The sequence below is a fragment of the Klebsiella sp. HMSC16C06 genome, from assembly GCF_001808325.1.
In the GTDB taxonomy this organism is placed as follows: Bacteria; Pseudomonadota; Gammaproteobacteria; order Enterobacterales; family Enterobacteriaceae; genus Klebsiella; species Klebsiella variicola.
This window is the reverse complement of record NZ_KV793023.1, coordinates 32285-55306: the sequence shown is the minus strand read 5'-3', so window position 1 is coordinate 55306 and position 23022 is coordinate 32285. Positions and strand designations below refer to the sequence as shown.

General features: G+C 58.0%; 21 protein-coding genes and 4 tRNA genes. 7 read left to right on the top strand and 18 right to left on the bottom strand.

What is annotated here, in order from left to right; translation table 11 throughout:
• The first annotated feature begins 62 nt into the window (after positions 1–62).
• Positions 63–527, top strand: a complete 465-nt coding sequence (gene yigI, locus HMPREF3142_RS24195; protein ID WP_070612797.1) for an acyl-CoA thioesterase YigI — start codon at positions 63–65, stop codon at positions 525–527.
• A gap of 48 nt (positions 528–575) precedes the next feature.
• Positions 576–1469 (top strand): EamA family transporter RarD, encoded by an 894-nt coding sequence (gene rarD / locus HMPREF3142_RS24190; RefSeq protein WP_002883402.1) that lies wholly within the window; start codon positions 576–578, stop codon positions 1467–1469.
• A gap of 43 nt (positions 1470–1512) precedes the next feature.
• Here the strand turns inward: rarD and corA are convergent, their stop codons facing one another.
• From corA to lptM, 8 genes are all read right to left on the bottom strand, one after another.
• Positions 1513–2463, bottom strand: a complete 951-nt coding sequence (gene corA / locus HMPREF3142_RS24185; RefSeq protein WP_012543234.1) for a magnesium/cobalt transporter CorA — start codon at positions 2461–2463, stop codon at positions 1513–1515.
• Positions 2464–2613: 150 nt separating this feature from the next.
• A complete protein-coding gene (gene ysgD, locus HMPREF3142_RS30255; protein ID WP_349815745.1) occupies positions 2614–2670 on the bottom strand; it encodes a YsgD/CorL family protein in 57 nt (18 codons plus the stop codon).
• Positions 2671–2818: 148 nt separating this feature from the next.
• Positions 2819–4981: a DNA helicase II gene (gene uvrD / locus HMPREF3142_RS24180; RefSeq protein WP_012543235.1), complete on the bottom strand. Its 2163-nt coding sequence runs from the start codon at positions 4979–4981 to the stop codon at positions 2819–2821.
• 63 nt (positions 4982–5044) lie between these two features.
• Positions 5045–5761 (bottom strand): 5-amino-6-(5-phospho-D-ribitylamino)uracil phosphatase YigB, encoded by a 717-nt coding sequence (yigB, locus tag HMPREF3142_RS24175; protein WP_032734014.1) that lies wholly within the window; start codon positions 5759–5761, stop codon positions 5045–5047.
• Positions 5761–6663, bottom strand: a complete 903-nt coding sequence (gene xerC, locus HMPREF3142_RS24170; RefSeq protein ID WP_008807951.1) for a tyrosine recombinase XerC — start codon at positions 6661–6663, stop codon at positions 5761–5763. Before xerC ends, yigB begins: the two co-directional genes overlap by 1 nt.
• Entirely contained in the window at positions 6660–7367 is a 708-nt protein-coding gene (locus tag HMPREF3142_RS24165) for a DUF484 domain-containing protein (RefSeq protein WP_008807952.1), read from the bottom strand. Before HMPREF3142_RS24165 ends, xerC begins: the two co-directional genes overlap by 4 nt.
• Positions 7364–8188: a diaminopimelate epimerase gene (gene dapF / locus HMPREF3142_RS24160; RefSeq protein WP_002883394.1), complete on the bottom strand. Its 825-nt coding sequence runs from the start codon at positions 8186–8188 to the stop codon at positions 7364–7366. The genes HMPREF3142_RS24165 and dapF overlap by 4 nt, the downstream gene beginning before the upstream one ends.
• Positions 8189–8223: 35 nt before the next feature.
• The gene (gene lptM / locus HMPREF3142_RS24155; protein WP_004886794.1) at positions 8224–8427 is read right to left on the bottom strand and encodes an LPS translocon maturation chaperone LptM; all 204 of its coding nucleotides are present in this window, start codon (positions 8425–8427) and stop codon (positions 8224–8226) included.
• A gap of 138 nt (positions 8428–8565) precedes the next feature.
• Here lptM and cyaY point away from each other — a divergent pair, with 138 nt between their 5' ends.
• Entirely contained in the window at positions 8566–8886 is a 321-nt protein-coding gene (gene cyaY / locus HMPREF3142_RS24150) for an iron donor protein CyaY (RefSeq protein ID WP_002883389.1), read from the top strand.
• A 133-nt stretch (positions 8887–9019) separates the two neighbouring features.
• On the opposite strand, the gene cyaA is transcribed toward cyaY, so the two are convergent.
• Positions 9020–11572, bottom strand: a complete 2553-nt coding sequence (gene cyaA / locus HMPREF3142_RS24145) for a class I adenylate cyclase (protein WP_002883383.1) — start codon at positions 11570–11572, stop codon at positions 9020–9022.
• Positions 11573–11929: 357 nt separating this feature from the next.
• Between cyaA and hemC the strand changes: the two genes are divergently transcribed.
• From hemC to hemY, 4 genes are read left to right on the top strand one after another with little or no spacing between them, the layout of a single operon-like run.
• Positions 11930–12871, top strand: coding sequence for a hydroxymethylbilane synthase (gene hemC / locus HMPREF3142_RS24140; protein ID WP_008807953.1), 942 nt, complete (start codon positions 11930–11932; stop codon positions 12869–12871).
• Complete coding sequence (hemD, locus tag HMPREF3142_RS24135; RefSeq protein WP_008807954.1) at positions 12868–13608, top strand: uroporphyrinogen-III synthase; 741 nt, start codon at positions 12868–12870, stop codon at positions 13606–13608. The genes hemC and hemD overlap by 4 nt, the downstream gene beginning before the upstream one ends.
• Before the next feature lie 21 nt (positions 13609–13629).
• Entirely contained in the window at positions 13630–14811 is a 1182-nt protein-coding gene (gene hemX / locus HMPREF3142_RS24130; protein ID WP_046622493.1) for a uroporphyrinogen-III C-methyltransferase, read from the top strand.
• Between the two features lie 3 nt (positions 14812–14814).
• Positions 14815–16011, top strand: coding sequence for a protoheme IX biogenesis protein HemY (hemY, locus tag HMPREF3142_RS24125; RefSeq protein WP_008807956.1), 1197 nt, complete (start codon positions 14815–14817; stop codon positions 16009–16011).
• 461 nt (positions 16012–16472) lie between these two features.
• Here hemY and HMPREF3142_RS24120 read toward each other — a convergent pair.
• The 9 genes from HMPREF3142_RS24120 to wzxE all read right to left on the bottom strand — a co-directional run bounded on the left by HMPREF3142_RS24120 (position 16473) and on the right by wzxE (position 23021).
• Positions 16473–16549, bottom strand: a tRNA-Pro gene (locus HMPREF3142_RS24120).
• A gap of 42 nt (positions 16550–16591) precedes the next feature.
• Positions 16592–16678 (bottom strand) — tRNA-Leu (locus HMPREF3142_RS24115).
• 23 nt (positions 16679–16701) lie between these two features.
• A tRNA-His gene (locus HMPREF3142_RS24110) sits at positions 16702–16777 on the bottom strand.
• Positions 16778–16832: 55 nt separating this feature from the next.
• A tRNA-Arg gene (locus tag HMPREF3142_RS24105) sits at positions 16833–16909 on the bottom strand.
• A 102-nt stretch (positions 16910–17011) separates the two neighbouring features.
• Entirely contained in the window at positions 17012–18397 is a 1386-nt protein-coding gene (thrP, locus tag HMPREF3142_RS24100; protein WP_012969196.1) for a bifunctional threonine/serine APC transporter ThrP, read from the bottom strand.
• 205 nt (positions 18398–18602) lie between these two features.
• On the bottom strand, positions 18603–19343 hold the full coding sequence (gene wecG / locus HMPREF3142_RS24095; RefSeq protein ID WP_012543241.1) for a lipopolysaccharide N-acetylmannosaminouronosyltransferase: 741 nt from the start codon (positions 19341–19343) through the stop codon (positions 18603–18605).
• 11 nt (positions 19344–19354) lie between these two features.
• On the bottom strand, positions 19355–20701 hold the full coding sequence (gene wzyE / locus HMPREF3142_RS24090) for an ECA oligosaccharide polymerase (RefSeq protein WP_004886822.1): 1347 nt from the start codon (positions 20699–20701) through the stop codon (positions 19355–19357).
• Positions 20698–21774, bottom strand: a complete 1077-nt coding sequence (locus HMPREF3142_RS24085) for a TDP-N-acetylfucosamine:lipid II N-acetylfucosaminyltransferase (protein WP_032734012.1) — start codon at positions 21772–21774, stop codon at positions 20698–20700. Before HMPREF3142_RS24085 ends, wzyE begins: the two co-directional genes overlap by 4 nt.
• Positions 21771–23021 (bottom strand): lipid III flippase WzxE, encoded by a 1251-nt coding sequence (wzxE, locus tag HMPREF3142_RS24080; RefSeq protein ID WP_008807961.1) that lies wholly within the window; start codon positions 23019–23021, stop codon positions 21771–21773. The genes HMPREF3142_RS24085 and wzxE overlap by 4 nt, the downstream gene beginning before the upstream one ends.
• Between the last annotated feature and the right edge of the window lies 1 nt (position 23022).

The window sequence follows — 23022 nt, the reverse complement described above, 5'->3', positions numbered from 1 at the left end:
AGTGGAAATCAATATTTTAGAAGCATAAAATCAACATTTTGTTAACGAATGGAACCGGTGTTATGTCTGAACTTACTGCCGAAGCAGCGCTGAAACTGGTGGGGGAGATTTTCGTCTATCACATGCCGTTTAACCGTGCCCTCGGTCTCGAACTGGAGCGCTATGAAAAGGCGTTTGCCCAGCTCAGCTTTAATAATCAGCCGATGATGGTCGGCAACTGGGCGCAGAGTATTTTGCATGGCGGAGTGATCGCCTCCGCGCTGGACGTCGCCGCTGGCCTGGTCTGCGTCGGCAGCACCCTCCCCCGCCATGACACCATCAACGAAGAAGAGCTGCGCCAACGCCTCTCCCGCATGGGAACCATCGACCTGCGCGTAGACTACCTGCGTCCGGGCCGCGGTGAACGGTTTACCGCCACCAGCAGCCTGCTGCGCGCCGGCAATAAAGTGGCGGTAGCCCGCGTGGAACTGCATAACGAAGCTCAGGTCTATATTGCCAGCGCAACGGCCACCTATATGGTGGGTTGATTGGCCAAAATCGAGTAACATCACTCTCTTTGGCAATGGATTTTACCGATGGATGCGAAACAGACGCGGTTGGGGATCATTCTGGCCCTCGCCGCCTACTTTATCTGGGGTATCGCGCCAGCGTACTTCAAACTTATCTACTATGTTCCCGCCGATGAAATTCTGACCCATCGCGTGATCTGGTCCTTCTTCTTCATGGTGGCGCTCATCAGCGTCAGCCGCCAGTGGCCGCAGGTGAAAAAGCTGCTGAAGACGCCGCGCAAGATCTTCCTGCTGGCGCTCTCGGCAGTGCTGGTCGGCGGTAACTGGCTGTTGTTCATCTGGGCGGTGAATAACCACCATATGCTGGAAGCCAGCCTCGGCTACTTTATCAACCCGCTGGTAAATATTCTGTTGGGGATGATTTTCCTCGGCGAACGCTTCCGTCGCCTGCAGTGGCTGGCGGTGATCCTCGCCTTTTGCGGCGTGTTGGTCCAGCTGTGGACCTTTGGTTCGCTGCCGATAATCGGCCTTGGGCTGGCCTTCAGTTTTGCCTTTTACGGCCTGGTGCGGAAGAAAATCGCTGTCGACGCGCAGACCGGCATGCTGGTGGAAACGCTGTGGCTACTGCCGGTGGCGGCAATCTGGCTGTTTGGCATCACTGATAGCCCGACCAGCCATATGGGGGAGAACCCCTGGTCGCTCAATCTGCTGCTGATGGCCGCGGGCGTGGTCACGACCATTCCCCTGCTGTGCTTCACTGGCGCGGCAACGCGCCTGCGGCTCTCCACGCTGGGCTTTTTCCAGTACATCGGCCCAACGCTGATGTTCCTGCTGGCGGTGACGTTCTACGGCGAAGTGCCGGGCAAGGATAAAATGGTGACCTTCGGCTTTATCTGGGTCGCGCTGGCGGTATTTATCGTCGATGCGCTGTATACCCAGCGCCGGCTGCGCAGAGGCTAAGCCGGCCTCTGCCAGTAAAAAAGGGAGCCGCCGCTCCCTTTTTTTACAGCCAGTTTTTACGCTTGAAGTAGAGATATGGCGCCAGGCCGGCCAGCATCATAAAGACGATCGCCCCCGGGTAGCCGAAGCTCCAGTGCAGCTCCGGCATAAATTCAAAGTTCATCCCGTAGCTGGACGCCACCAGGGTTGGCGGCAGGAATACCACCGACACCACCGAGAAGATCTTGATGATGCGGTTCTGCTCGATGTTGATGAAGCCCATCGCCGCCTGCATCAGGAAGTTCACCTTCTGGAACAGCGATTCGTTGTGCGGCAGCAGGGATTCGATATCGCGCAGGATCTCCCGCGCCTGTTCCAGCTGGCCCGCCGGCAGGCGCGCCTTACGCACCAGGAAGTTCAGCGCGCGCTGGGTATCCATCAGACAGAGGCGGACCTTCCAGCCGATATCTTCCAGTTCCGCCAGCGTCGACAGCGCTTCATCGTACTCGTCGCCCTGATGGCCTTCCATAATCACGCGGCTCAGCTTTTCCAGGTCGCTGTAGATATTTTCAATTTCATCCGCCAGCTGCTCGATTTTGGTTTCGAACAGGTCGAGCAGCAGTTCGTAGGCGTTACCGTCGACCAGCGTCTGGTTGCGCACGCGCATACGGTACAGGCGGAAAGCGGGCAGTTCGCGCTCGCGCAGCGTGAACAGGCGGCCTTCGCGGATGGTAAACGCCACGGTAGAGTTGCCGGCGTGATCTTCCGCATCTTCAAAAAAGAAGAACGAGTGGATGTGTAACCCATCTTCATCTTCAAAGAAACGCGCGGAGGCTTCGATATCTTCCAGTTCCGGGCGCGTCGCCAGGTTCTGACCCAGTTCCGTCTGCACGCGGCTTCGCTCATCGTCGTCAGGCTCGACCAGATCGACCCACACCGAGCTGGCGAGGTGCTTGATCTCATCGGCTTCCAGGCGCGTTAAACGATTGTTTTCCAGTTGAAATGCGCTCAGCATGACCGGGACTCCCAATGCAAAAAAATTATCGGACAGTTCGGTGGGCACACAGAAACAAATTGGGTTTCAGACCATTAAGCCTGACTCAGCGCGACAGGAATAGGGCAGGTCGCTGACAACCGCTAAGGCTATCAGCATAAGAGGATAGCCTTAGGAGTTGTTCCTGAATGACAGGAAGTTGAGCCAGCATCTACTGGGTGTGTCCAAGGCGAATGTCCTCTTAGCGTAATCGTGCGCGCATGTTACGCCAGCGCAAAATCGGCGTCAACACGCAACGGAACGCGAAAGCGCAAATCAGGCGCCTTAACGTATAAAGGTAGCAGAATATTACAAAATAATGATATTTTTCTTAAAGTTACACCGTCTCAAGCCGCGCGTAAGCCGCCACCAGCCATTTGATTCCCTGGCCCTGAAAAGCCACCTGCAGCCGGCTGTGCTCGCCGCTGCCTTCGAGGTTGACGATAGTGCCTTCGCCAAACTTCGGATGGCGCACCCGCTGACCTAACTTGTAGCCGGTATCGCTCTCGGCAATCGGCGCCCCCAGTCGCTGGTGGTTTACCGGACGGCTCACCGTGGCCCGCAGACGCACTTCTTCTACGCACTCCTGCGGCAGTTCTCCGATAAAGCGCGACGGGCGGTGATAAACCTCTTTGCCGTACAGACGGCGGGTTTCGGCGTAGGTCAGCGTCAGCTTCTGCATGGCGCGCGTCACGCCAACGTAGGCCAGGCGACGCTCTTCTTCCAGGCGGCCGCCTTCATCAAGCGCCATCTGGCTCGGGAACATCCCTTCTTCGACGCCGACGATAAACACCTGCGGGAATTCCAGCCCTTTCGCCGAGTGCAGGGTCATCAGTTGAACCGCGTCCTGCCAGGTGTCCGCCTGCCCCTCGCCCGCTTCCAGCGCGGCGTGGGAGAGGAACGCCTGCAGCGGCATCAGGTCTTCATCTTCTTCGTTGTAGCTGAACTGGCGCGTCGCCGTCACCAGTTCCTCTAAGTTTTCAATACGGGTCTGGCCCTTCTCGCCTTTCTCCTGCTCGTACATCGCGCGCAGCCCGGAGTCTTTAATCACCCGATCGGTCTGAACATGTAGCGGCATATCGGCGGTTTCCTGCGCCAGCGCGTCAATCAACTCCATAAATCGCTGCAGAGCGCTGGCGGCACGGCCAGCCAGCACTTTCTCTTTCAGCAGCTCGCGGCAGGCCTGCCACAGCGTCAGCTGACGATCGCGCGACGTCTGGCGCACCACGTCGAGCGTGCGATCGCCGATGCCGCGGGTCGGCGTATTGACCACCCGCTCAAAGGCGGCATCGTCGTTACGGTTGGCAATCAGGCGCAGGTAAGAGAGCGCATCTTTGATTTCCTGACGTTCGAAGAAGCGCATACCGCCGTAGATACGGTACGGCATGCTGGCCTGCAGGAGCGCCTCTTCCAGCACGCGCGACTGGGCGTTACTGCGATAGAGAATGGCGCATTGCTCCAGCGCGCCGCCGTTCTCCTGCCAGGTTTTAATGCGGTTCACCACGAAGCGCGCTTCGTCGAGATCGTTGAAGGCGCAGTACAGCGAAATCGGCTCGCCGTCGGCGCCGTCGGTCCACAGCTTTTTGCCCAGGCGCCCGTTGTTGTTTTCAATCAGGGCGTTGGCAGCGCTAAGAATATTGCTGGTTGAACGATAGTTCTGCTCCAGGCGAATAGTTTCCGCGCCGGGGAAGTCGTTGAGGAAGCGCTGAATGTTCTCGACCTGCGCGCCGCGCCAGCCATAAATCGACTGGTCATCATCGCCAACGATCATCACTTTGCCGGTATCACCCGCCAGCAGGCGGATCCAGGCGTACTGGATGTTGTTGGTGTCCTGGAATTCATCGACGAGGATATTGGTGAAACGCTCACGATAGTGCTGCAGGATATGCGGCTTGTTCAGCCACAGCTCGTGCGCGCGCAGCAGCAGCTCGGCGAAATCCACCAGCCCGGCGCGGTCGCAGGCCTCCTGGTAGGCCTGATAGACCTTCTGCCAGGTCTGCTCGACCGGGTTGCCGTAGCTCTGAATGTGATGCGGGCGCAGCCCTTCATCTTTCTGGCTGTTGATGTACCACATCGCCTGACGCGGCGGCCATTGCTTCTCATCGAGGTTCATCGCCTTAATCAGACGCTTCAGCAGACGGAGCTGGTCTTCGCTGTCGAGGATTTGGAAATCCTGCGGCAGGTTGGCGTCCAGATGATGCGCACGCAGCAGGCGGTGCGCGAGGCCGTGGAAGGTGCCTACCCACATGCCGCCCTGGGTAGTGCCCATCAGCTGGCCGATACGGTGGCGCATCTCCGCCGCCGCTTTGTTGGTAAAGGTCACCGCCATAATCGAGTACGGCGAGCAGTTCTCCACGCTCAGCAGCCAGGCGATACGGTGCACCAGAACGCGCGTCTTACCACTGCCCGCCCCTGCCAGAACCAGCATATTGGTGCGCGAGGCCGCTACGGCTTCACGCTGTTTGTCATTAAGGCTGTCGAGCAGGTAAGAAACGTCCATTGGCACCGCCGGAAGAGAAGGGGTTCCATGAACCCCTGTTAATATATACAGAGTGACTGGTGATTATATCAGCGAGGTCAGAGATGCCAACCGTGAAATTTCAATATGCGGCAGCAGGCGGCTGTCCGCGGTGTGCATCAGGTCCGCGCCTTGCGGTTTGATCCAGCAGGCCTGCATCCCGCAGCGTAGCGAACCGGCGACGTCGGTCGTCAGATCATCGCCGACGTGCAGAATGTGCCCGAGCGGTAAATTCAGACGCGCCGCCGCCAGGTGATACATATCGGCAAACGGCTTGGAACGACCATCCGGACCCGCGCGCAGCACGAAGCGGAAATAGTCGTTCAGGCCGAACAGCTCGGGGCGGGCGTTGCCATTGGTAATGGCCACCAGCGGCCACTTCTCCGCCAGCTTCGCCAGCGTATCGTGGGTCTCCTGCGGAACATCGACCCGGCTGCGCCAGTGAGCGAAGTTTTCCATCGCCGCATCGGCGCCGGCTTTTGCCGCTTCGGCGGAGAGCCCAGCGTTACGCATGCCGAGCTCCAGCGCACGATGGCGCCAGACGGTCACGTCGTGGTAGATCTCCGGCTCAGATGCCAGCAGCGTCTGACGCAGTTGGTTAAGCTCATGGGCATCGAACTGGCTGAGCGACGGATGGTAATTGCGCACAAAGGCCAGCGATTCGTGCATCGTCCGGTCAATCACCGGGCGGTTATCATATAGGGTGTCGTCCAGGTCAAACGTCAGTGCGGAAATCTGGCCCAGAGGTCGGTAAAAACGCATTATTTCCCCCGTTTAGCGCGCGGATGCGCGGCATCGTACACCGAGGCAAGGTGTTGAAAGTCAAGATGGGTATAGATTTGAGTGGTGGAGAGGTTAGCATGGCCCAACAGCTCCTGCACGCCGCGCAGATCGCCGCTGGACTCCAGCATATGGGTAGCAAAGGAGTGGCGCAGCTTGTGCGGGTGCACATGGCTGTTCAGCCCCTGCTTAATCCCCCACTCGGCAAATCGCTTCTGCACGTTGCGCGCCGAAATGCGTTTACCCAGCTTCGACAAAAACAGCGCGTCGTCGTCAGTACCGAACAGGCCGCGCAAATCCAGCCAGTGCTCAATCCACGCCACCGCGTTACGACCGATCGGCAAACGGCGTTCTTTGCTGCCTTTACCCATCACCCAAACCTCACCGCTTTCGAGGTCGAGGTGCTTAATATCAAGGTTGACCAGCTCAGACAGACGCAGACCTGCACCGTACATCACTTCCAGCATCGCCCGATCGCGCACCGCCAGCGGATCGTTGAGGTCGATATCCAGCAGCCGATTTACATCATCGACATCGATATTTTTCGGCAAGTGGCGGGGAATTTTCGGCGCCGCAATCCCCTTCGCCGGGTTAGCGGCCAGTTCGCCCTGACTGACCATCCAGTCAAAGAAGCTGCGTAGCGCGGAAAGCCGCAGCGCTAGGCTCGCCGGGCCTAAACCCGCACGGCGGCTGCGTACCGCAAAGCTACGCACCTGAGCGGCATCGCACTGCTGCCAGCTTTTCAGCCCAGCCTCATCCGCCAGGACGATCAACGCGTCCAACTGACGCTGGTAGTTAGTCAGCGTAATCGGGCTAAGCTGACGCTCAACGCCGAGATAGCGCAGGAAGCGGTCGACGCAGGCGAAAAGCGGAGAGTCGGTCATGCGCGTTCAATCCAGCGCTCCAGCAGGCCAGGGAGCATCTGCGCAATTTCCTGCAGCAACTGCGTCCCCTGCCCTGACTGATAATGCTGCGCATCGCGGCTGCTAAAGAGCATCACGCCCGGAGCGTTATCGCCGCCCAGCATCGACATCGCCACGGATCCAATGGCCTTCGCTTCCGGTAGCACCACCAGCAGCTCCGGACCGTTCAGCGGCCCAAGATAGTGGCGCGCCTGGCCCAGACGTTGAATACGGATCGGCTCAAACGCCTGCCGGCTTAACGCCAAATGGGTAAACTTCGAGGGCGCGCCGAGGCGCCAGCAGTCAGGGAACAGGCGCACCGTGGCGCCAGCTAACCCCAGCTCGCGAGCCCAGCGATGAAGGCGGTTGAGCATATCATCGAGGCTCTCCGCGGCCGCCAGCCGCGTTTGCAGCTGCAGCAGGCGCTGGAACAGGCTTTCATTAGCGACCGCCTGCTCCATCAGCAGCGACATATTCTCTTCCAGCACATGAATATGGTTACGCGCCCGCATCATGTGCCACTCCACCAGCGAAATCGAACCGCGGACCGGATGCGGGACACGGATATGTTCAACCTGGGCGGCATTACGAATAAAAAATTCAGGATGTTGCAACAGATAGTCCACCACCGCACGATCGTTCAACGCGCTGGTAACCTCCTGCTGTTCTTCCCCGATTGGTTTCATAAATGAATAAATCCATCATAGACATGGGCCGCCGGGCCGGTCATAAACAGCGGCTGGCCCGGGCCTTTCCAGGCGATATCAAGACGACCGCCGGGCAATTCCACGCGTACCGTTTCAGCGAGCAGCCCCTGTTGGATCCCTACCGCCACCGCGGCGCAGGCGCCGCTGCCGCAGGCCTGGGTTTCCCCCGCGCCGCGTTCGTAGACGCGCAGACGGATGTGGGACCGGCCGACCACCTGCATAAAGCCGATATTGGCGCGCTCCGGAAAACGCTCGTGGCTTTCCATCACCGGGCCGAGGGTTTCTACGGCCGCTGTATCCACGTCATCCACCTGGATGACGCAGTGCGGATTCCCCATGGACACCACGCCGCACAATACTGTCTGCTCGGCGGCACGCATGATATAGGTCTTTTCCGCTTTGTTGGCGCGGAACGGCACCTGGGACGGCTCAAAGTTAGGCTCGCCCATATTCACCCGCACCAGATCGTCTTCCGTTACGCTTAATACCATACGCCCGTTGGCCGTACTCACGCGAATATCACGTTTATTGGTCAGGCCTTTCAGCCGGACAAAGCGGGCAAAACAGCGCGCGCCGTTGCCGCACTGCGACACTTCGCTGCCGTCGGCGTTAAAGATCCGGTAATGAAAATCCAGATCGGGATCGTAGGGCGGCTCGACGACCAACAGCTGATCGAACCCGACGCCAAGATGGCGATCTGCCAGGCGGCGAATCAACTCCGGCGAGAAAAAAACATTCTGCGTTACCGCGTCAACGACCATAAAATCGTTGCCAAGGCCATGCATTTTAGAGAACTGCATCATCTACTCCAGTTGCGCGGAACAGAACGTTATCGTTAGTAATTGACCTGGCTCGGACCACCGGTATCGCCACGATCGTTACGATCCGGCGTTGAGCTCTGAATGCCAGGGTTAACCGGTTTGGTCGGCGGCGGCGCGGTTTTGTCCGCCGGCGGGAAATAGAGAGGCCCTTTCAGACCGCAGCCGGTCAGGCTGAAGATCGCAAACAAAACGGCAAGCGTAGGAAAAACGTTTTTCATTGATAGTTGCCCGTGATTCATTCTTTCTGCTTTCTATCATCGCAGGAGAAGACGTAAAAGCAAGCGTTTAGCATCCGACTGCGCGCGCTTTTGTTTCGCGCTATACTGCCGCCATCTTCAAAAAAGCAGGATAGAACCATGAACGACAGTGAATTCCATCGCCTGGCGGATAGCCTGTGGATGACCATCGAAGAACGCCTGGACGACTGGGACGGCGATAGCGACATCGACTGTGAAATCAACGGCGGCGTGCTGACCATCAGCTTTGAAAACGGCAGCAAAATCATTATCAACCGTCAGGAGCCGCTGCACCAGGTGTGGCTGGCCACCAAACAGGGCGGCTACCATTTTGATCTCAAAGGCGACGAGTGGATCTGCGATCGCAGCGGCGAGACCTTCTGGGATTTGCTGGAGCAGGCGGCGAGCCAGCAGGCCGGTGAGACGGTGAAATTCCGTTAATGACGTGTTTCCCGGATGGCGGCGCATCGCGCCTTATCCGGGCTACCCGACGACTTAGAACCGTAGCCCTGCTAAGCGCAGCGCCAGCAGGGAATATCTCCGGATAGCGGCTCACGCCTTATCCGGGCCAAATCTACGAGTAGCGCTGCTGCAGCACCGGCGAAGCGGTAACGTCCTGGCTGGTGGGTATCGCGGCGGCAATCGCCTGGGTACGGAAGGGGATCACCTGGGTGCGCCCGTCTACCTCGACAATCTGATAGAACTGCGGCAGGTTGAAGTTGATAAAGCTGGAGCCGTAGGTGAAACGATCGTGCGATGACGAATAGAAGCGGCTGACGTCGCGCACCAGTTCCTCTTTACTGCCCTCGCAGTGATGATAGACCTCGGCGCGGTTGCTCTCATCAAGAATATAGATGTTAAAGCCGCTGTCGTTGTTATCCGCGTCTTCAAAGAAGAACTGAATAATCCCTTCGCTGGCGAAACCATCCACCACCGCCGGCAGCTTAACGTGATTGGTTTCCACCTGCACCGACAACCCGTGAAGCTTGTTGTGCGAGATAGCGCCGTAGAACTCAATGGCGTTTTCCAGCTTCTGCACCGAAACGTTAAGACGCTCGAAGAACAGCCCCCACGTCTGGCCGGAGACGCGCAGCGCTTTGAAGCGCCCGGTATCCTGGCGGGTACTGGAGAGACGCAGTTCGATGCATTCGGAGATCATCTGCTGCACGCGGGTGCGGATCAGGCCGCGCAGGTGCTGGCTATAGCAGAACACCTCCACGCTGTCCGGCGGCGCGGCGTCCTGATGCATTTTGCCGAGGATCGTCTTCAGCGCTTCGATCATCGCCTGCTCGCCGTTAAAGTGCAGCGTACGTACTTCGTTCCACGAGTTGCGATACAGCAGGTCGACGCTGCCGATCAGACATTTTTGCTCTTCGCCGAAGCTGAAAACATCCAGTTTACGGAAGTCGAAGTGCACCACCTGATTGCGGAAGGCCGCGGTCGGGTCATATTCGAGGTTGACGATAATCGCCAGATGGCGGATTTCGCACGGGCTGTACAGCGCTTTTGGCGTCGGCGCCGGCAGGCGCAGCGGGAAGTGGTGCGACACGTCGGCCACCATCTCCTGCAGCTTCGCCAGATCGACGATGCCGTTGCCCTTAATAAACAGGCGGGTGCGTGAGGTCAGCAGGCCGTTAAACCAGGCCCAGGCCACCAGCTTATTAAGATAACGGTTATATTCAAGCGGCTGATGGCTGATGATCGATTCCATATCCGGCGCGCGGTTATACAGATACCAACCGGTACGGTTGGCGCGGCCCGGCGGCACGTGGATAAAGGTCAGGTTCGGTTCCGACAGATCCGGCGAAATTTGCGGGTTCACCAGCGTCACTTTCCCCGGCAGCGCTTCAAAGGCCGCATACAGCTTACGGGTCAGCACGCCAATATCCTGAGGGCTGGCGGAGACGCTAAGGTTATTGCGCCGCGCGAAGCGGATCAGATTACGATAGCTCTGCATCATGGCGTCGAGCAGTTCGTTGTGCGCCTTGCGCACTTCATCAATTTTCCAGTTGGCGCGGTTGTCGAGCATCATCAGACGCTTTTCGTCCCAGCCCCAGGCATTCACCAACTGGCTGACGACTTCGCGACGCCAGCCGACGCAGGCGCGTTCGCGGCTGAGTTTTTCACAAACTTTCAGGTAGAAGCAGCGGCGCACCAGGTCGAGGCGGGTTTCATCTTCGATGGCCTGCAGATAGGTGGTCACGCGCTCCAGCATCATGCAGTACGGGTCGAGGCCGAAGGAGACAATCTCGCCGTCGTGCAGACGCTGTTTGATATCTTTCGCTAACAGGCGGTTATTGGGGTATTCCCAGGAGTAGGCTTCCAGCAACAGCGTTTTCAGCACCGCTTTATAGGGGGAGTCGATACTTTTATACAGCTGCCACAGGCTGGCGCCGAAGTACTCTTCCGCCGACAGCGAACTGAGGCCGCCGAGATCGAGCCATTCGTTAGGCGTCAGCACGCCCTGGGCATACAGCCCCATGACGTAATCATCGTAATGCTCTTCTTCATCGCACGGCACCATATTCCACAGAATACGCTTGCCGGCGAGGCGCACCGCGGTGCGATAGAACTCATCGAGCAACAGGATATGCTGAGTCGAACCGCAGTCTTCGCCGCCGAGACTGCCGCTTTCATTATGACGGAAGCGGTTTTCGTCGATCAGGAAGAAGCTGACTTCCACGCCGAGCGAGGCCGCCCAGCTCTCAAGCAGGCTGCATTTTCGCTGCAGCAGCTGGCGCTCTTCGCTATCCAGCCAGGCCTGGTGACATACCCAGATATCCAGATCGGAAGAACAGCTCTGACCAACGGAGGAAGTACTGCCCATCGAGTAGACGCCGGTGATCGGCAGCTCGCCTTTCGGCGGCTCCTGGGTCTGCATGCCGCGATGCAGCTCCAGTTCTTCAAGATAGTGGCGTTGGGTTTCATCAGGCGTGTAGAGGCAAATGCCACGGGGAACGTTACCGTCAAGGTAACCCGGCATCAGCGGGTGATGATAATGTAGTAACGTTGGCAGTAGACTGTAAACCTGCTGGAAAGCGGGTCCCATGGCAGCAAGCGCGCGATCCACGCGCAATTGGTTGATGGCATCCAGTCTCTGTTTCAGTGTCTCAATATAGAGGTACAAGACATATCGCCTGATGTTCAAAAACCCGAAGTACAATAGTACGGAGGATTTCAGTATTTCAACAAAAACCGTCACCATTCGTCGTCGGTGTGGTTGTGATGAGCAGCGGACGGACAAATGGTTTAAAACGTGATCAATTTAACACCTTGCTCATTGACCGTAAAGAAAGATGCGCTACATACAAGTGTAGCACCGTTTATTACCTGTAAATTCCTCACTACGCCTCCGGCAACCGCCACGCGCATGAAAGGTTAAAAAAGAGAAGGCCGGAGCCATCTCCCACATAAACCGTGAAAACTAACATCCGTAAGACAACAATGTTAGGATGGATAGTGGTCGACAATGACGGTAACAAGCATGTTAGACAAAGTTTTGAAAATTGCCACACGGCAAAGCCCGCTTGCGCTATGGCAGGCGCAGTATGTTAAAGCGCGCCTGGAACAAGCGCATCCAGGACTGAACGTCGAGCTGGTGCCGATGGTTACGCGCGGTGATGTCATCCTTGATACGCCCCTGGCAAAGGTGGGCGGCAAGGGCTTATTTGTGAAAGAGTTAGAGCTCGCCATGCTCGAAGGGCGGGCCGATATCGCCGTCCATTCGATGAAAGATGTCCCGGTGGAATTCCCGGAGGGCCTGGGGTTGGTCACCATCTGCGAACGCGACGATCCGCGCGACGCGTTTGTTTCCAATCACTATGCCTCAATTGACGAACTGCCGGCTGGCAGCGTCGTTGGCACGTCAAGTTTACGCCGTCAGTGCCAGCTGGCCGCCACCCGTCCAGACCTGGTGATCCGCTCTTTGCGCGGTAACGTCGGTACCCGGCTGAGTAAACTGGATAACGGTGAGTATGACGCCATTATCCTTGCCGCCGCCGGGTTGAAGCGCCTGAAACTGGAAGCGCGTATTCGCCAGCCGCTGTCGCCGGAGCAATCCCTGCCGGCCGTCGGCCAGGGCGCGGTGGGTATCGAATGCCGTCTTGACGATGCATGGACCCAGGCGCTGTTAGCGCCCCTCAACCATGCGGAAACCGCGGTACGCGTGCGCGCCGAACGGGCGATGAACACCCGCCTCGAAGGCGGTTGTCAGGTGCCAATTGGCAGCTATGCGGAACTCGTCAACGGCGAACTGTGGCTGCGGGCGCTGGTTGGCGCCCCGGATGGTTCGCAGATGGTACGCGGCGAACGGCGCGGGCCAGCAGAGCAGGCCGAAGCGCTCGGCATCTCGCTGGCGGAAGAGCTCCTGGATAACGGCGCCCGCGACATTCTCGCGGCAGTTTATGATGGAGAAGCCCCACGATGAGCATCCTGGTCACTCGTCCACTCCCGCAAGGGGAAGCGCTGGTCAGCCGTCTGCGGGCCATGGGACGCGTGGCCTGGAGCTTTCCGCTGATAGAATTTACGCCTGGCCGGGAGCTTCCCGTGCTGGGCGACCATCTTGCCCATCTGGGGTCCGACGACCTGCTGTTTGCGCTATCCCAGCATGCGGTGGAATTCGCCCATGCCCGTCTGCAGCAGCAAGGCCTGCCATGGCCCACTTCTCCGCACTATTTTGCCATTGGTCGAACGACGGCGCTGGCCCTGCATACGGTCAGCGGGCAGCACATCCGTTACCCGTTAGATCGGGAAATTAGCGAAGTCTTGCTACAATTACCTGAATTACAAAACATTGCCGGGAAAAATGCGCTGATCCTACGCGGCAATGGTGGGCGGGAACTCTTAGGCGCCACGCTGGCTGAACGCGGCGCCAGGGTCACATTTTGTGAATGTTATCAACGTAGTGCAAAACATTACGATGGCGCAGAAGAAGCGATGCGCTGGCAGTCTCGCGGGGTCACCACGCTGGTGGTCACCAGCGGTGAGATGCTGCAGCAGCTGTGGTCGCTCATACCGCAATGGTATCGCGAACAGTGGCTCCTGCACTGCCGCCTTGTCGTTGTCAGCGAACGTCTGGCCCTTCAGGCCCGGGAACTGGGCTGGCAGGAGATTCAGGTTGCCGATAACGCTGACAACGATGCGCTGCTACGCGCATTACAATAACTCTCAACATTGGAAGCCATAATGACGGAACAACAAAATCAATCCGCCGTGGTTGAAGAGACCAGGGAGGCCGTGGAAACCACACCACAGCCAGAGAACAACGATAAGAAGAAGGCGGGTAACAAAACCAGCCTGGCGCTCAGCGCGATCGCTATCGCCATTGCGATAGCCGCTGGCATCGGCCTGTATGGCCTGAACAAACAGCAGGCCACGCGGCAAAACGCAACCACCTCTGAATTATCAGGCCAGCTTGCGGCACTGCAAAAAGCGCAGGAGAGCCAAAAGAGCGAACTGGAAGGCATTATCAAACAGCAGGCCGACCAGTTGAGTCAGGCCAAACACGAGCAGGAAACCCTGACCAAACAGCTTGATGAGTTGCAGCAGAAAGTCGCCGTGATTTCGGGCAGCGATGCCAAAACCTGGCTGCTGGCCCAGGCCGATTTCCTCGTCAAGCTGGCGGGACGTAAGCTGTGGAGCGATCAGGATGTCACCACCGCCGCCGCGCTGCTAAAAAGCGCCGACGCCAGCCTCGCCGACATGAATGACCCCAGCCTGATCGGCGCCCGCCGGGCCATCACCGACGACATCGCCACCCTCTCCGCGGTAAGCCAGGTGGACTACGACGGCATGATCCTCAAGGTGAATCAGTTGGCGAACCAAATCGACAACCTGCGGCTGGCCGATAATAACGATGACGATTCGCCGATGGACTCTGATAGCGACGAGCTTTCCAGCTCTATCAGCGAATGGCGCGTCAATCTGCAGAAAAGCTGGCAGAACTTTATGGACAGCTTTATCACCGTGCGCCGCCGCGATGAAACCGCGGTCCCGCTGCTGGCGCCGAATCAGGATATCTATCTGCGGGAAAATATTCGCTCTCGCCTGCTGGTCGCCGCGCAGGCAGTGCCGCGCCATCAGGAAGAGACCTGGAAACAGTCGCTGGATAACGTCTCGACCTGGGTACGCGCCTATTACGATACTGATGACGCCACCACCAAAGCCTTCCTCGACGAGGTGGATAAGCTCAGTCAGCAAAGCATTACCATGACGGTGCCGGAAACGCTGCAGAGCCAGGCGTTGCTGGAAAAACTGATGCAGACCCGGGTGCGCAACCTGATGGCGCAGCCTGCCTTTACCGCGGGCGGCGCGCCCTCACCAGCCCCTGCTGCACCGGCCGCCCCTGCTGCGCCGCAAGGAGAGTAACGCATGCTGAAAATTCTTCTACTCTTCGCGCTGTTGATCGCCGGGATCGTGCTTGGCCCGATGATCGCCGGGCATCAGGGCTACGTCCTGATCCAAACCGATAATTACAATATCGAGACCAGCGTCACCGGGCTGGTGATCATTCTGATCCTCGCCATGGTGGTGCTGTTCGCCATCGAATGGCTGCTGCGCCGCATTTTCCGCACCGGAGCGCATACGCGCGGCTGGTTTGTCGGCCGTAAACGCCGTCGCGCGCGTAAGCAAACCGAGCAGGCGCTTCTCAAGCTGGCGGAAGGTGATTACCAGCAGGTTGAGAAGCTGATGGCGAAAAATGCCGATCACGCCGAACAACCGGTGGTGAACTATCTGCTGGCGGCGGAAGCGGCCCAGCAGCGCGGCGATGAAGCGCGGGCCAACCAGCATCTGGAGCGCGCCACCGAGCTGGCGGGCGATGACCTGATCCCGGTGGAAATCACCCGCGTTCGCCTGCAGCTGGCACGTAATGAAAATCACGCCGCGCGCCATGGCATCGATAAGCTGCTGGAAATTACTCCGCGTCATCCTGAAGTGCTGCGCCTCGCCGAACAGGCATACACCCGCACCGGCGCCTGGCAGTCGCTGCTGGACATCATTCCGTCGATGGCGAAAGCTAACGTCGGCGATGAAGAGCACCGCGCTGCGCTGGAACAGCTGGCCTGGGTTGGCCTGATGGATAAAGCGCTGGCCGACGGCGGCAGCGAAGGGTTGCGCGAATGGTGGCGCAACCAGAGCCGTAAAACACGGGCGCTGGTGCCGCTGCAGGTGGCAATGGCCGAGCGCCTCATCGAGAGCGACGATCACGATACCGCGCAGCAAATTATCATTGATGGTCTGAAGAAACAGTATGATGACCGTCTGGTGATGCCGATCCCGCGTCTGAAGACCAATAACCCGGAACAGCTGGAGAAAGTGCTGCGCCAGCAGATCAAAGCCGTTGGCGACCGTCCGCTGCTGTGGAGTACCCTGGGCCAGTCGCTGATGCGGCACGGCGAATGGCAGGAGGCCAGCATCGCCTTCCGCGCCGCGCTTAAGCAGCGTCCGGATGCCTTTGATTACGCCTGGCTGGCGGATGCCCTGGATCGCCTGCATCAGCCGGAAGAAGCCGCCGCTATGCGCCGCGATGGGCTGCTGCTGACGCTGCAGAATAATCCTCAGCCGTAACCTGCCATGGCTATCGCCTCCTGCGGGGCGATAGCCCTTCTCCCCCGCCTTCGCGTTGACGGATCCCTGAAAGAAAAAAACGCCTGCGCTGAAATCAGGGCAGGCGTTAAAACAGGTCTGTTTGACAACAAATTGGGTGCTTCACTCAACGTAATGTCCATGGTGTTTGATGAGGCATAAATGCGACATCTGTCAGTGGACGATAAGCACCGTAAGAACGGCTCTGCATCATTCCGGAGTTTATGAGGCACGAAGGCGAACATAAGAGATGGAATGAGCATCTACCCGGTTATTATCGCACAGGATCCGGGGAAATTGCATCTACCACAGTGATGAATTGAGAGTTTTCCTGACGCGTATTCTCAAGCAGAGAGGCGTTTTTTTATCAGCAAGATCAGGGGAATAAATAATGGCGGGCAGCGACAGAAAACAAAAAACCCCGCCGAAGCGGGGTTCAAAATTGGTCGGCGAGAGAGGATTCGAACCTCCGACCCACTGGTCCCAAACCAGTTGCGCTACCAAGCTGCGCTACTCGCCGAAATACTGCTTTTTGAATTTTTAGTTCAATTCGTTAAAGTCGTGGTGCGAGGGGGGGGACTTGAACCCCCACGTCCGTAAGGACACTAACACCTGAAGCTAGCGCGTCTACCAATTCCGCCACCTTCGCAAATTCACAACTCTATCAAATAATGGGGTGGCTAATGGGATTCGAACCCACGACAACTGGAATCACAATCCAGGGCTCTACCAACTGAGCTATAGCCACCACTGCAAACCTTTTACGCGGTATTAAAACCACCGCAGCTCCAGCACCGGGTTAATGGTGCGCCCGACAGGATTCGAACCTGAGACCTCTGCCTCCGGAGGGCAGCGCTCTATCCAGCTGAGCTACGGGCGCTTAGCGCCGTTGCGGGGTCGGATAATACGGACTTCCTACCCCGCTGTCTAGTGCCTTTTAAAAGAAAATTATCGTTTGCTCATGCTTTGTTCGTTTTGACGGTTATTCAGCCGTATTATTGACTTGCCCCTGTCTTCCGAGGCCAAACACCTTATAAATCAGGGTGACGGCGGCCAGGAAAATAATGCCGACAAACAGCGACATCCGGGTTTCATCATTCAGACCCATCCCTACCAGCACACAGATCAGGAAGGCCATGGTGAAATAGTTGGCCCACGGAAACAGCAGCGAACGGAACGGATGGCTGGCGATTGCCGCCCGATGCACGCGACGGAAACGCAGCTGGCTAATCAGGATCACAAACCATGGCACCATCCCTGGCAACACGCTGGCGCTGTAGACATAGACAAACACCCGCTGCGGATTAGGAATGATGTAATTCAGGCAGGAGCCCACCAGCAGGATCAGAATCGACAGCGCCACGCCGACGGCCGGAACGCCGTTGCGCGATACCTTACCGATCGCCGCCGGCAGTTGGCGGTTCTTCGCCAGGGCGTACAGCATACGTCCACAGCTGTACATTCCGCTGTTGCAGCCGGAAAGCGCCGCCGTCAGCACCACGAAGTTGATAATTCCCGCCGCCGCGGTAATCCCGATTTTGGCAAACGTCAGTACGAACGGGCTGCCGTTGGAGCCGATTTGATCCCACGGGAAGATGGTGACGATAACGAAAATCGCGCCCACGTAGAAAATCAGGATCCGCCACAGCACTTTGCCCACCGCGCTGCGCAGGGTCACCTGCGGATTTTTCGCTTCACCTGCGGTAATGCCGATGAGCTCCACCCCCTGATAGGACGCGACCACGATACACAGCGCCGTCAGGAAGCCCTTCCAGCCGCCGGCGAAGAAACCGCCATGTTCGGTGAGATTACCAAAACCAATGGAGTGGCCGCCGTTGCCAAAGCCGAAGAAAATGACGCCCAGCCCGACGACGATCATCACGATAATGGTGGTCACTTTAATCATGGCGAACCAGAACTCGATTTCACCGTACAGCCGGACCGCCGCCAGGTTCGCCAGCGCCACCAGCCCCACGGCAATTAACGCCGGGATCCACTGCGCCATCTCCGGGAACCAGAACTGCACATAGACCCCGATGGCGGTAATCTCCGAGATCCCCACCGCCATCCACATAAACCAGTAGGACCACGCGGTCAGGTAGCCGAAGAAGGGGCTCATATAGCGATGCGCATACACCGCGAAGGAGCCAGTGACAGGCTCAAGGAACAGCATTTCGCCCATTGAGCGCATAATGAAAAAGACGAACAGGCCAGCGATAATGTACGCCAGCAGCACGGAAGGCCCGGCCCATTTCAACGTACTGGCCGCCCCCATAAACAACCCCACGCCAATCGTCCCGCCAAGGGCGATCAGTTCAATATGCCGGGCCTCCAGTCCACGCTGGAGTTCCGCTTTTTTCTCAGTCATATATCCTCTTGTGTTTGCCGTATTCCGGGTACTCCCGGTTATTGTTATTAACTGAAACCATAGCCTTGCCGACGCGCAGGTCTCCCCCGCGCGTATGAAGCCTGCGAATGGTTAATTAATTTTGCGGAAATGGCAAATAAAGTATCAGGCGAGTGAAGAGATTACACAGAATATGTATGCAAACTCGCCTGGTTGCAGTGGAATATCAGAGCTTGCCGGTATAATGCCAACGTAAATAGCGCAGCAGACGGAACTGTCTCTTGATGCGGCTCGGCTGCAAAAGCAGGCGATAGAACCACTCCAGCCCCAGATCCTGCCAGAACTTCGGCGCCCGATGGACGTGCCCAGTGAAGACATCGTAAGTGCCGCCGACACCCATATACAGCGCGTGCGGATACAGGCGCCGGCAGTCGCGCATGAAGATCTCCTGGCGCGGCGACCCCATCGCGACGGTGACGATTTTCGCCCCGCTGTCGCGAATGCGTTCGAACAATGTCTGGCGCTGCTCAGGGGTAAAATAACCGTCCTGGCTGCCGACGATGTTCACTTGCCAGCGCTGACGCAGCCTGGACTCCGTTTGCGTCAGGACCTCAGGTTTACCACCAACCAAAAACACCGGTGTCCCTTCAGCGCCAGCGCGCTGCATTAACGCTTCCCAGAGATCGGCCCCGGCGACGCGGGATACCTGGGCCTGCGGGTATTTTTTGCGCAGCGAACGCACCACACTGATGCCATCCGCATATTTAAACTCCGCCGCCTCAATCAGCGCCCGTACCTCCGGGTTATCTTCTACGGCCAGCATTTTCTCAGCATTAATGGCCACCAGCGTCCCCTCCCGGAGCGCGCCGTCGGCATACAAATAATCCAGAGCGTGCTGCATATCGCGCCAGCCTATGAGCTGCAGCCCTCTTAACAGGTACAACGGCGCGGAAATGGTCCCAGTCATGTCTATCCTTCTCAGACTTGCGGTTGCGAAAGCGGTTTTACGCGCTTATGAATCAGTCCCACGCTATCCAGGAACCAGTACAGCAATTTCGCCGCCAGCAAGCAGATACCAAAGATCACGAGGAAAAACACCACGCGGGAGCCGAACGAATCCAGACCCTCGCGCGCCAGCACTATCATGTTGAAGATAGCGCCGAAACAGAAACTGTGCAGGATAGCCGCTTTGTAACGATTGCTCTCCCGGTTGCCCAGCTCATACAGCCAGTCGAACCATTTAATAATCAACCCTACCGCCACAGCGCCCAGCGGCACAAACCAGACGCCGCCCATCACCACCAGCGAGCCAATCAGCGTCGGCGAAATCGCCAGCCCCGAATGGTTGTTTAACACCTCCCAGGTGAAGTAGTTGGCGGTATTGAGCACCATCGTCGGACGACCGTGCCACATCCAGCTGGGGATGAAGACGTAGAAATCGCGGATCATCGGCGCCAGCCCCTGGAAATCGATCTTGTCGTAGTTCTGCAGCAGCAGCGCCAGGTTTTCCCACGGTGAGAAGGTGTCGCGCGTGAGATACAGGAAGGTATAAAACGCTTCATCGCCGCTGACGTTCATCCCGTAGCGCTTCAGCGCCAGCCAGAACATGCCGACAATACCCAGCACGCCCGCCGCCGCCAGCATCCACAGGCTGATCCAGCCGCGAATAATACCGATGAACAGAAAGATGGCGAAGGCGATGATGATATTGGCGCGGGTCCCGCCGACGATGGCGTAGGTCAGCAAACCAAAGGCCACGGTGCTGACGAGGAAGAAGATCCACGCCTTATAATCCTGGCGCAGAAAATAAACCACCAGCATCGCCGGAATAAAGAAGTAAAAGAAGCGCTTCAACGCCACGCCGGACACTTCAGCAGAAAAAATCTGGCTGTAGGAGTTGAGCTTAAACAGCAGAAAGCCGTTGTGAGCGAAGAAGATGCCGACGCACAGCAGCGCCAGCCCCATCAGTATGCCCCACGCCAGATGGGTTTCCACCCGGTTCATGGTAAACAGCGGGCGATGCGCAACCTCGCGCGAGGCCGGGCGCAACCGCGTTTTATAGGTCACGTAGTAGATCGCGTAGAAGCACACCGCGATCAGCAGCGTCTGCAGCAAAATCTCCGGCGGCGCTACGCTGACGTCAAAGCGGAACACCAGAATACTGGTCAGCGGGAAGCCGAAGAAAAAGGTCAGCAGAAACAACAACGAGAAAAAGACGTTGAAGTTGAAGCGTACCCGGCGGAACTCAAACCAGGTGGCGGTGGCGATAAACAGGGTCGACAGCAGCCAGACCACCAGCAGCCCGCTAAATTGCATTAACGTCATGCCTGCCCCTCCGCCGCTAACCGTAGCGCCCGCTGCCAGCCCGTCAGATAGTTCGGCCGGAAGAAGGCGATAGTAGATTTATCCACGCTCGCCAGCTGACGCTGCGCTTCACGCACCACGCTGACGTCCAGCGCGTCGCTGGTGAACAGCACCGGCACATGCTGCTCGGTCATATCCTGCCAGAACGGGTTTTCCCGATTGAGCACGCAGGGGATGCCCGCCTGAATCAGCAGACACAGGGTGCCGATCCCCTGCTGGCGGGCAAACAGAAAATAGCCCAGATCGCAGCGGCGCAGCAGCGCCAGATAATCATTAAATTCAAGCTTCTCGCTGAGGATCTGCAGATGCGCATGGCTAAACAGCGCCGCCCCCGCCTCGCGCACCTCGTTGATATAGGCGTCGTTATTCGCCGGATAACCCATCGGCACGATGACATTCACCGTATCGCCAAACTGCTGATGGATAGCCTTCAGCGCGGCAATATGTTCATTGCTGCGATCCCCGGAGTTGCCGACCAGAATAGTCAGGGTATCACTGCGCGGGGCGTTATCGGCCAGGGTATTCAGCGCCGGATCCATACGGGTCGGGAAGTAGAGCAGCTCACCCGGCACACGCGGATGGCGGTTAGCGAACCAGCTGAGATCGCCGCGGGTGGCGAAAACGCGCCCTACTCGCCCCTGCGCCATGCGGCGTAGCGGATAGAACAGGCGAAACTTCAGGCTGGCAGAGTTTTCATACAGATCTGCCCCCCAGATATGCCAGTTAAACTGTGACGGGCGGATGCCGCCACTCAACAGCGCCAGCCACAGCCCGGTATTAAACTGGCCGTGGAAGAAAAAGCGCTGCTGGCGGTTGGCTTTCGCGGTGGCAATCACTGCCTGCGCCAGCGCTTTCTTTCCTGGATAGCAGGTGATGTCCAGTGCCGGATATCCATCACGCACGCTGGCCTCATCACCGACGACCAAAAATCTCCGGGCCTGCGGGTCGGCGGCCAGTTCGTCGTTAAAGAACCGCAGTACGGTCTGGTTATGGTGCGGGATATCCGATCCCAGTACATGTATCAGTGCTGTCATGCCCGTTTACGCCAGAGTAAAAACACGCCACTACAGAGGGCGAAATAAACAATATACGTGGCCATATACGCCTGCGCCGCGCCAATTGCGCCGTGCGCCGGAATAAGCCAGTGTGAGAATGCGGTCAGCAGCGTGAACTGGCTGATTTCCGTCAGAATATAAAAACGTAGCGACGCTTTGGCGATCACCAGATAGCCGTAGACATAGGCGCCGACTTTTAAGACGTCGCCCACCAGCTGCCAGGCGAACAGGTCACGCATCGCGGTAAAGCGATCGGAAAACAGCAGCCAGATGGCAAAATCGCGCAGTAGCCAGACCGTCAGGCTTGCCGCCGCCACCGCCGGCAGAACGAATTTCAGCGATTTGGCAATCTCGCGGGTGATATCCGTTTTGGCGCTCAGCCGCGACAGCGTCGGCAGCAGATAGACGCTAAACGAGGCGGTAATAAACTGCAGGTAAGCATCGGAAATGCTGCTCACCCCCTGCCAAATCCCGACCGCCTCCCAGCCGTAATGCGCCGCCAGCAGATTACGCATCATCACATAGGCCACCGGCAGCGTCACCGAGGTTATGAGCGCCATCAGGGTAAATTTCGATAGCTGTCCCGCCAGACTGTTATCCCAGCGCGGGCGCAGGGCGCTCAGCGGTATATTACCCCGCCGCCAGAGCATGATGCCCGCCGGGATCACCACCAGCGCCGGCACTAACGCCAACCCCAACAGCGCCCCCTGGTAACCCCCGAAGTAGTAACAGGCATAATAGGCCGCGACGCCAATCAGGCTCCCGGCAATCAGCGAGAAAGCGTTACCCGCCGCATCGCGAAAGCCTTTCATCAGCGCCAGCAGGAAGTTCGCCCAGGCGATCCCCATCTGCACCAGCGCCACCAGGCGTACCAGCCCCTGATAGTGCGTATGGCCGAACAGCCCCTGGCTTATCGGCGCCGCCGCCAGTAAAAACACCAGCGCCAGCAGCGTGGAAAAGCCTAGCACCATAGCCGACGAGGTACCCACCACCTGTTTCAGACGTGGGGGATCGTCGTGATGCTGAGCCACCAGCTTCGTGACGCCGTTAAATATCCCGGCACCCGCCAGCACGCCGAGCACGGTGACCAGCTGCCGGAAGTTACCGGCCTGGCCAACGCCCGCCGGCCCAAACGAGACGGCCAGCAGCTTGACGACCAGCAGACCGGCGCCGATTTTGACCAGCGTCGATGCCGCCGTCCACAGTGAGGCTTTTGCTAACGACATA

What these genes read in the sequence shown, in the direction of transcription:
- yigI (WP_070612797.1), top strand. Translation starts at nt 63, where the DNA reads ATGTCTGAACTTACTGCCGAAGCAGCGCTGAAACTGGTGGGGGAGATT.
- rarD (WP_002883402.1), top strand. Translation starts at nt 576, where the DNA reads ATGGATGCGAAACAGACGCGGTTGGGGATCATTCTGGCCCTCGCCGCC.
- corA (WP_012543234.1), bottom strand. Translation starts at nt 2,463, where the DNA reads ATGCTGAGCGCATTTCAACTGGAAAACAATCGTTTAACGCGCCTGGAA.
- uvrD (WP_012543235.1), bottom strand. Translation starts at nt 4,981, where the DNA reads ATGGACGTTTCTTACCTGCTCGACAGCCTTAATGACAAACAGCGTGAA.
- yigB (WP_032734014.1), bottom strand. Translation starts at nt 5,761, where the DNA reads ATGCGTTTTTACCGACCTCTGGGCCAGATTTCCGCACTGACGTTTGAC.
- xerC (WP_008807951.1), bottom strand. Translation starts at nt 6,663, where the DNA reads ATGACCGACTCTCCGCTTTTCGCCTGCGTCGACCGCTTCCTGCGCTAT.
- HMPREF3142_RS24165 (WP_008807952.1), bottom strand. Translation starts at nt 7,367, where the DNA reads ATGAAACCAATCGGGGAAGAACAGCAGGAGGTTACCAGCGCGTTGAAC.
- dapF (WP_002883394.1), bottom strand. Translation starts at nt 8,188, where the DNA reads ATGCAGTTCTCTAAAATGCATGGCCTTGGCAACGATTTTATGGTCGTT.
- lptM (WP_004886794.1), bottom strand. Translation starts at nt 8,427, where the DNA reads ATGAAAAACGTTTTTCCTACGCTTGCCGTTTTGTTTGCGATCTTCAGC.
- cyaY (WP_002883389.1), top strand. Translation starts at nt 8,566, where the DNA reads ATGAACGACAGTGAATTCCATCGCCTGGCGGATAGCCTGTGGATGACC.
- hemC (WP_008807953.1), top strand. Translation starts at nt 11,930, where the DNA reads ATGTTAGACAAAGTTTTGAAAATTGCCACACGGCAAAGCCCGCTTGCG.
- hemD (WP_008807954.1), top strand. Translation starts at nt 12,868, where the DNA reads ATGAGCATCCTGGTCACTCGTCCACTCCCGCAAGGGGAAGCGCTGGTC.
- hemX (WP_046622493.1), top strand. Translation starts at nt 13,630, where the DNA reads ATGACGGAACAACAAAATCAATCCGCCGTGGTTGAAGAGACCAGGGAG.
- hemY (WP_008807956.1), top strand. Translation starts at nt 14,815, where the DNA reads ATGCTGAAAATTCTTCTACTCTTCGCGCTGTTGATCGCCGGGATCGTG.
- thrP (WP_012969196.1), bottom strand. Translation starts at nt 18,397, where the DNA reads ATGACTGAGAAAAAAGCGGAACTCCAGCGTGGACTGGAGGCCCGGCAT.
- wecG (WP_012543241.1), bottom strand. Translation starts at nt 19,343, where the DNA reads ATGACTGGGACCATTTCCGCGCCGTTGTACCTGTTAAGAGGGCTGCAG.
- wzyE (WP_004886822.1), bottom strand. Translation starts at nt 20,701, where the DNA reads ATGACGTTAATGCAATTTAGCGGGCTGCTGGTGGTCTGGCTGCTGTCG.
- HMPREF3142_RS24085 (WP_032734012.1), bottom strand. Translation starts at nt 21,774, where the DNA reads ATGACAGCACTGATACATGTACTGGGATCGGATATCCCGCACCATAAC.
- wzxE (WP_008807961.1), bottom strand. Translation starts at nt 23,021, where the DNA reads ATGTCGTTAGCAAAAGCCTCACTGTGGACGGCGGCATCGACGCTGGTC.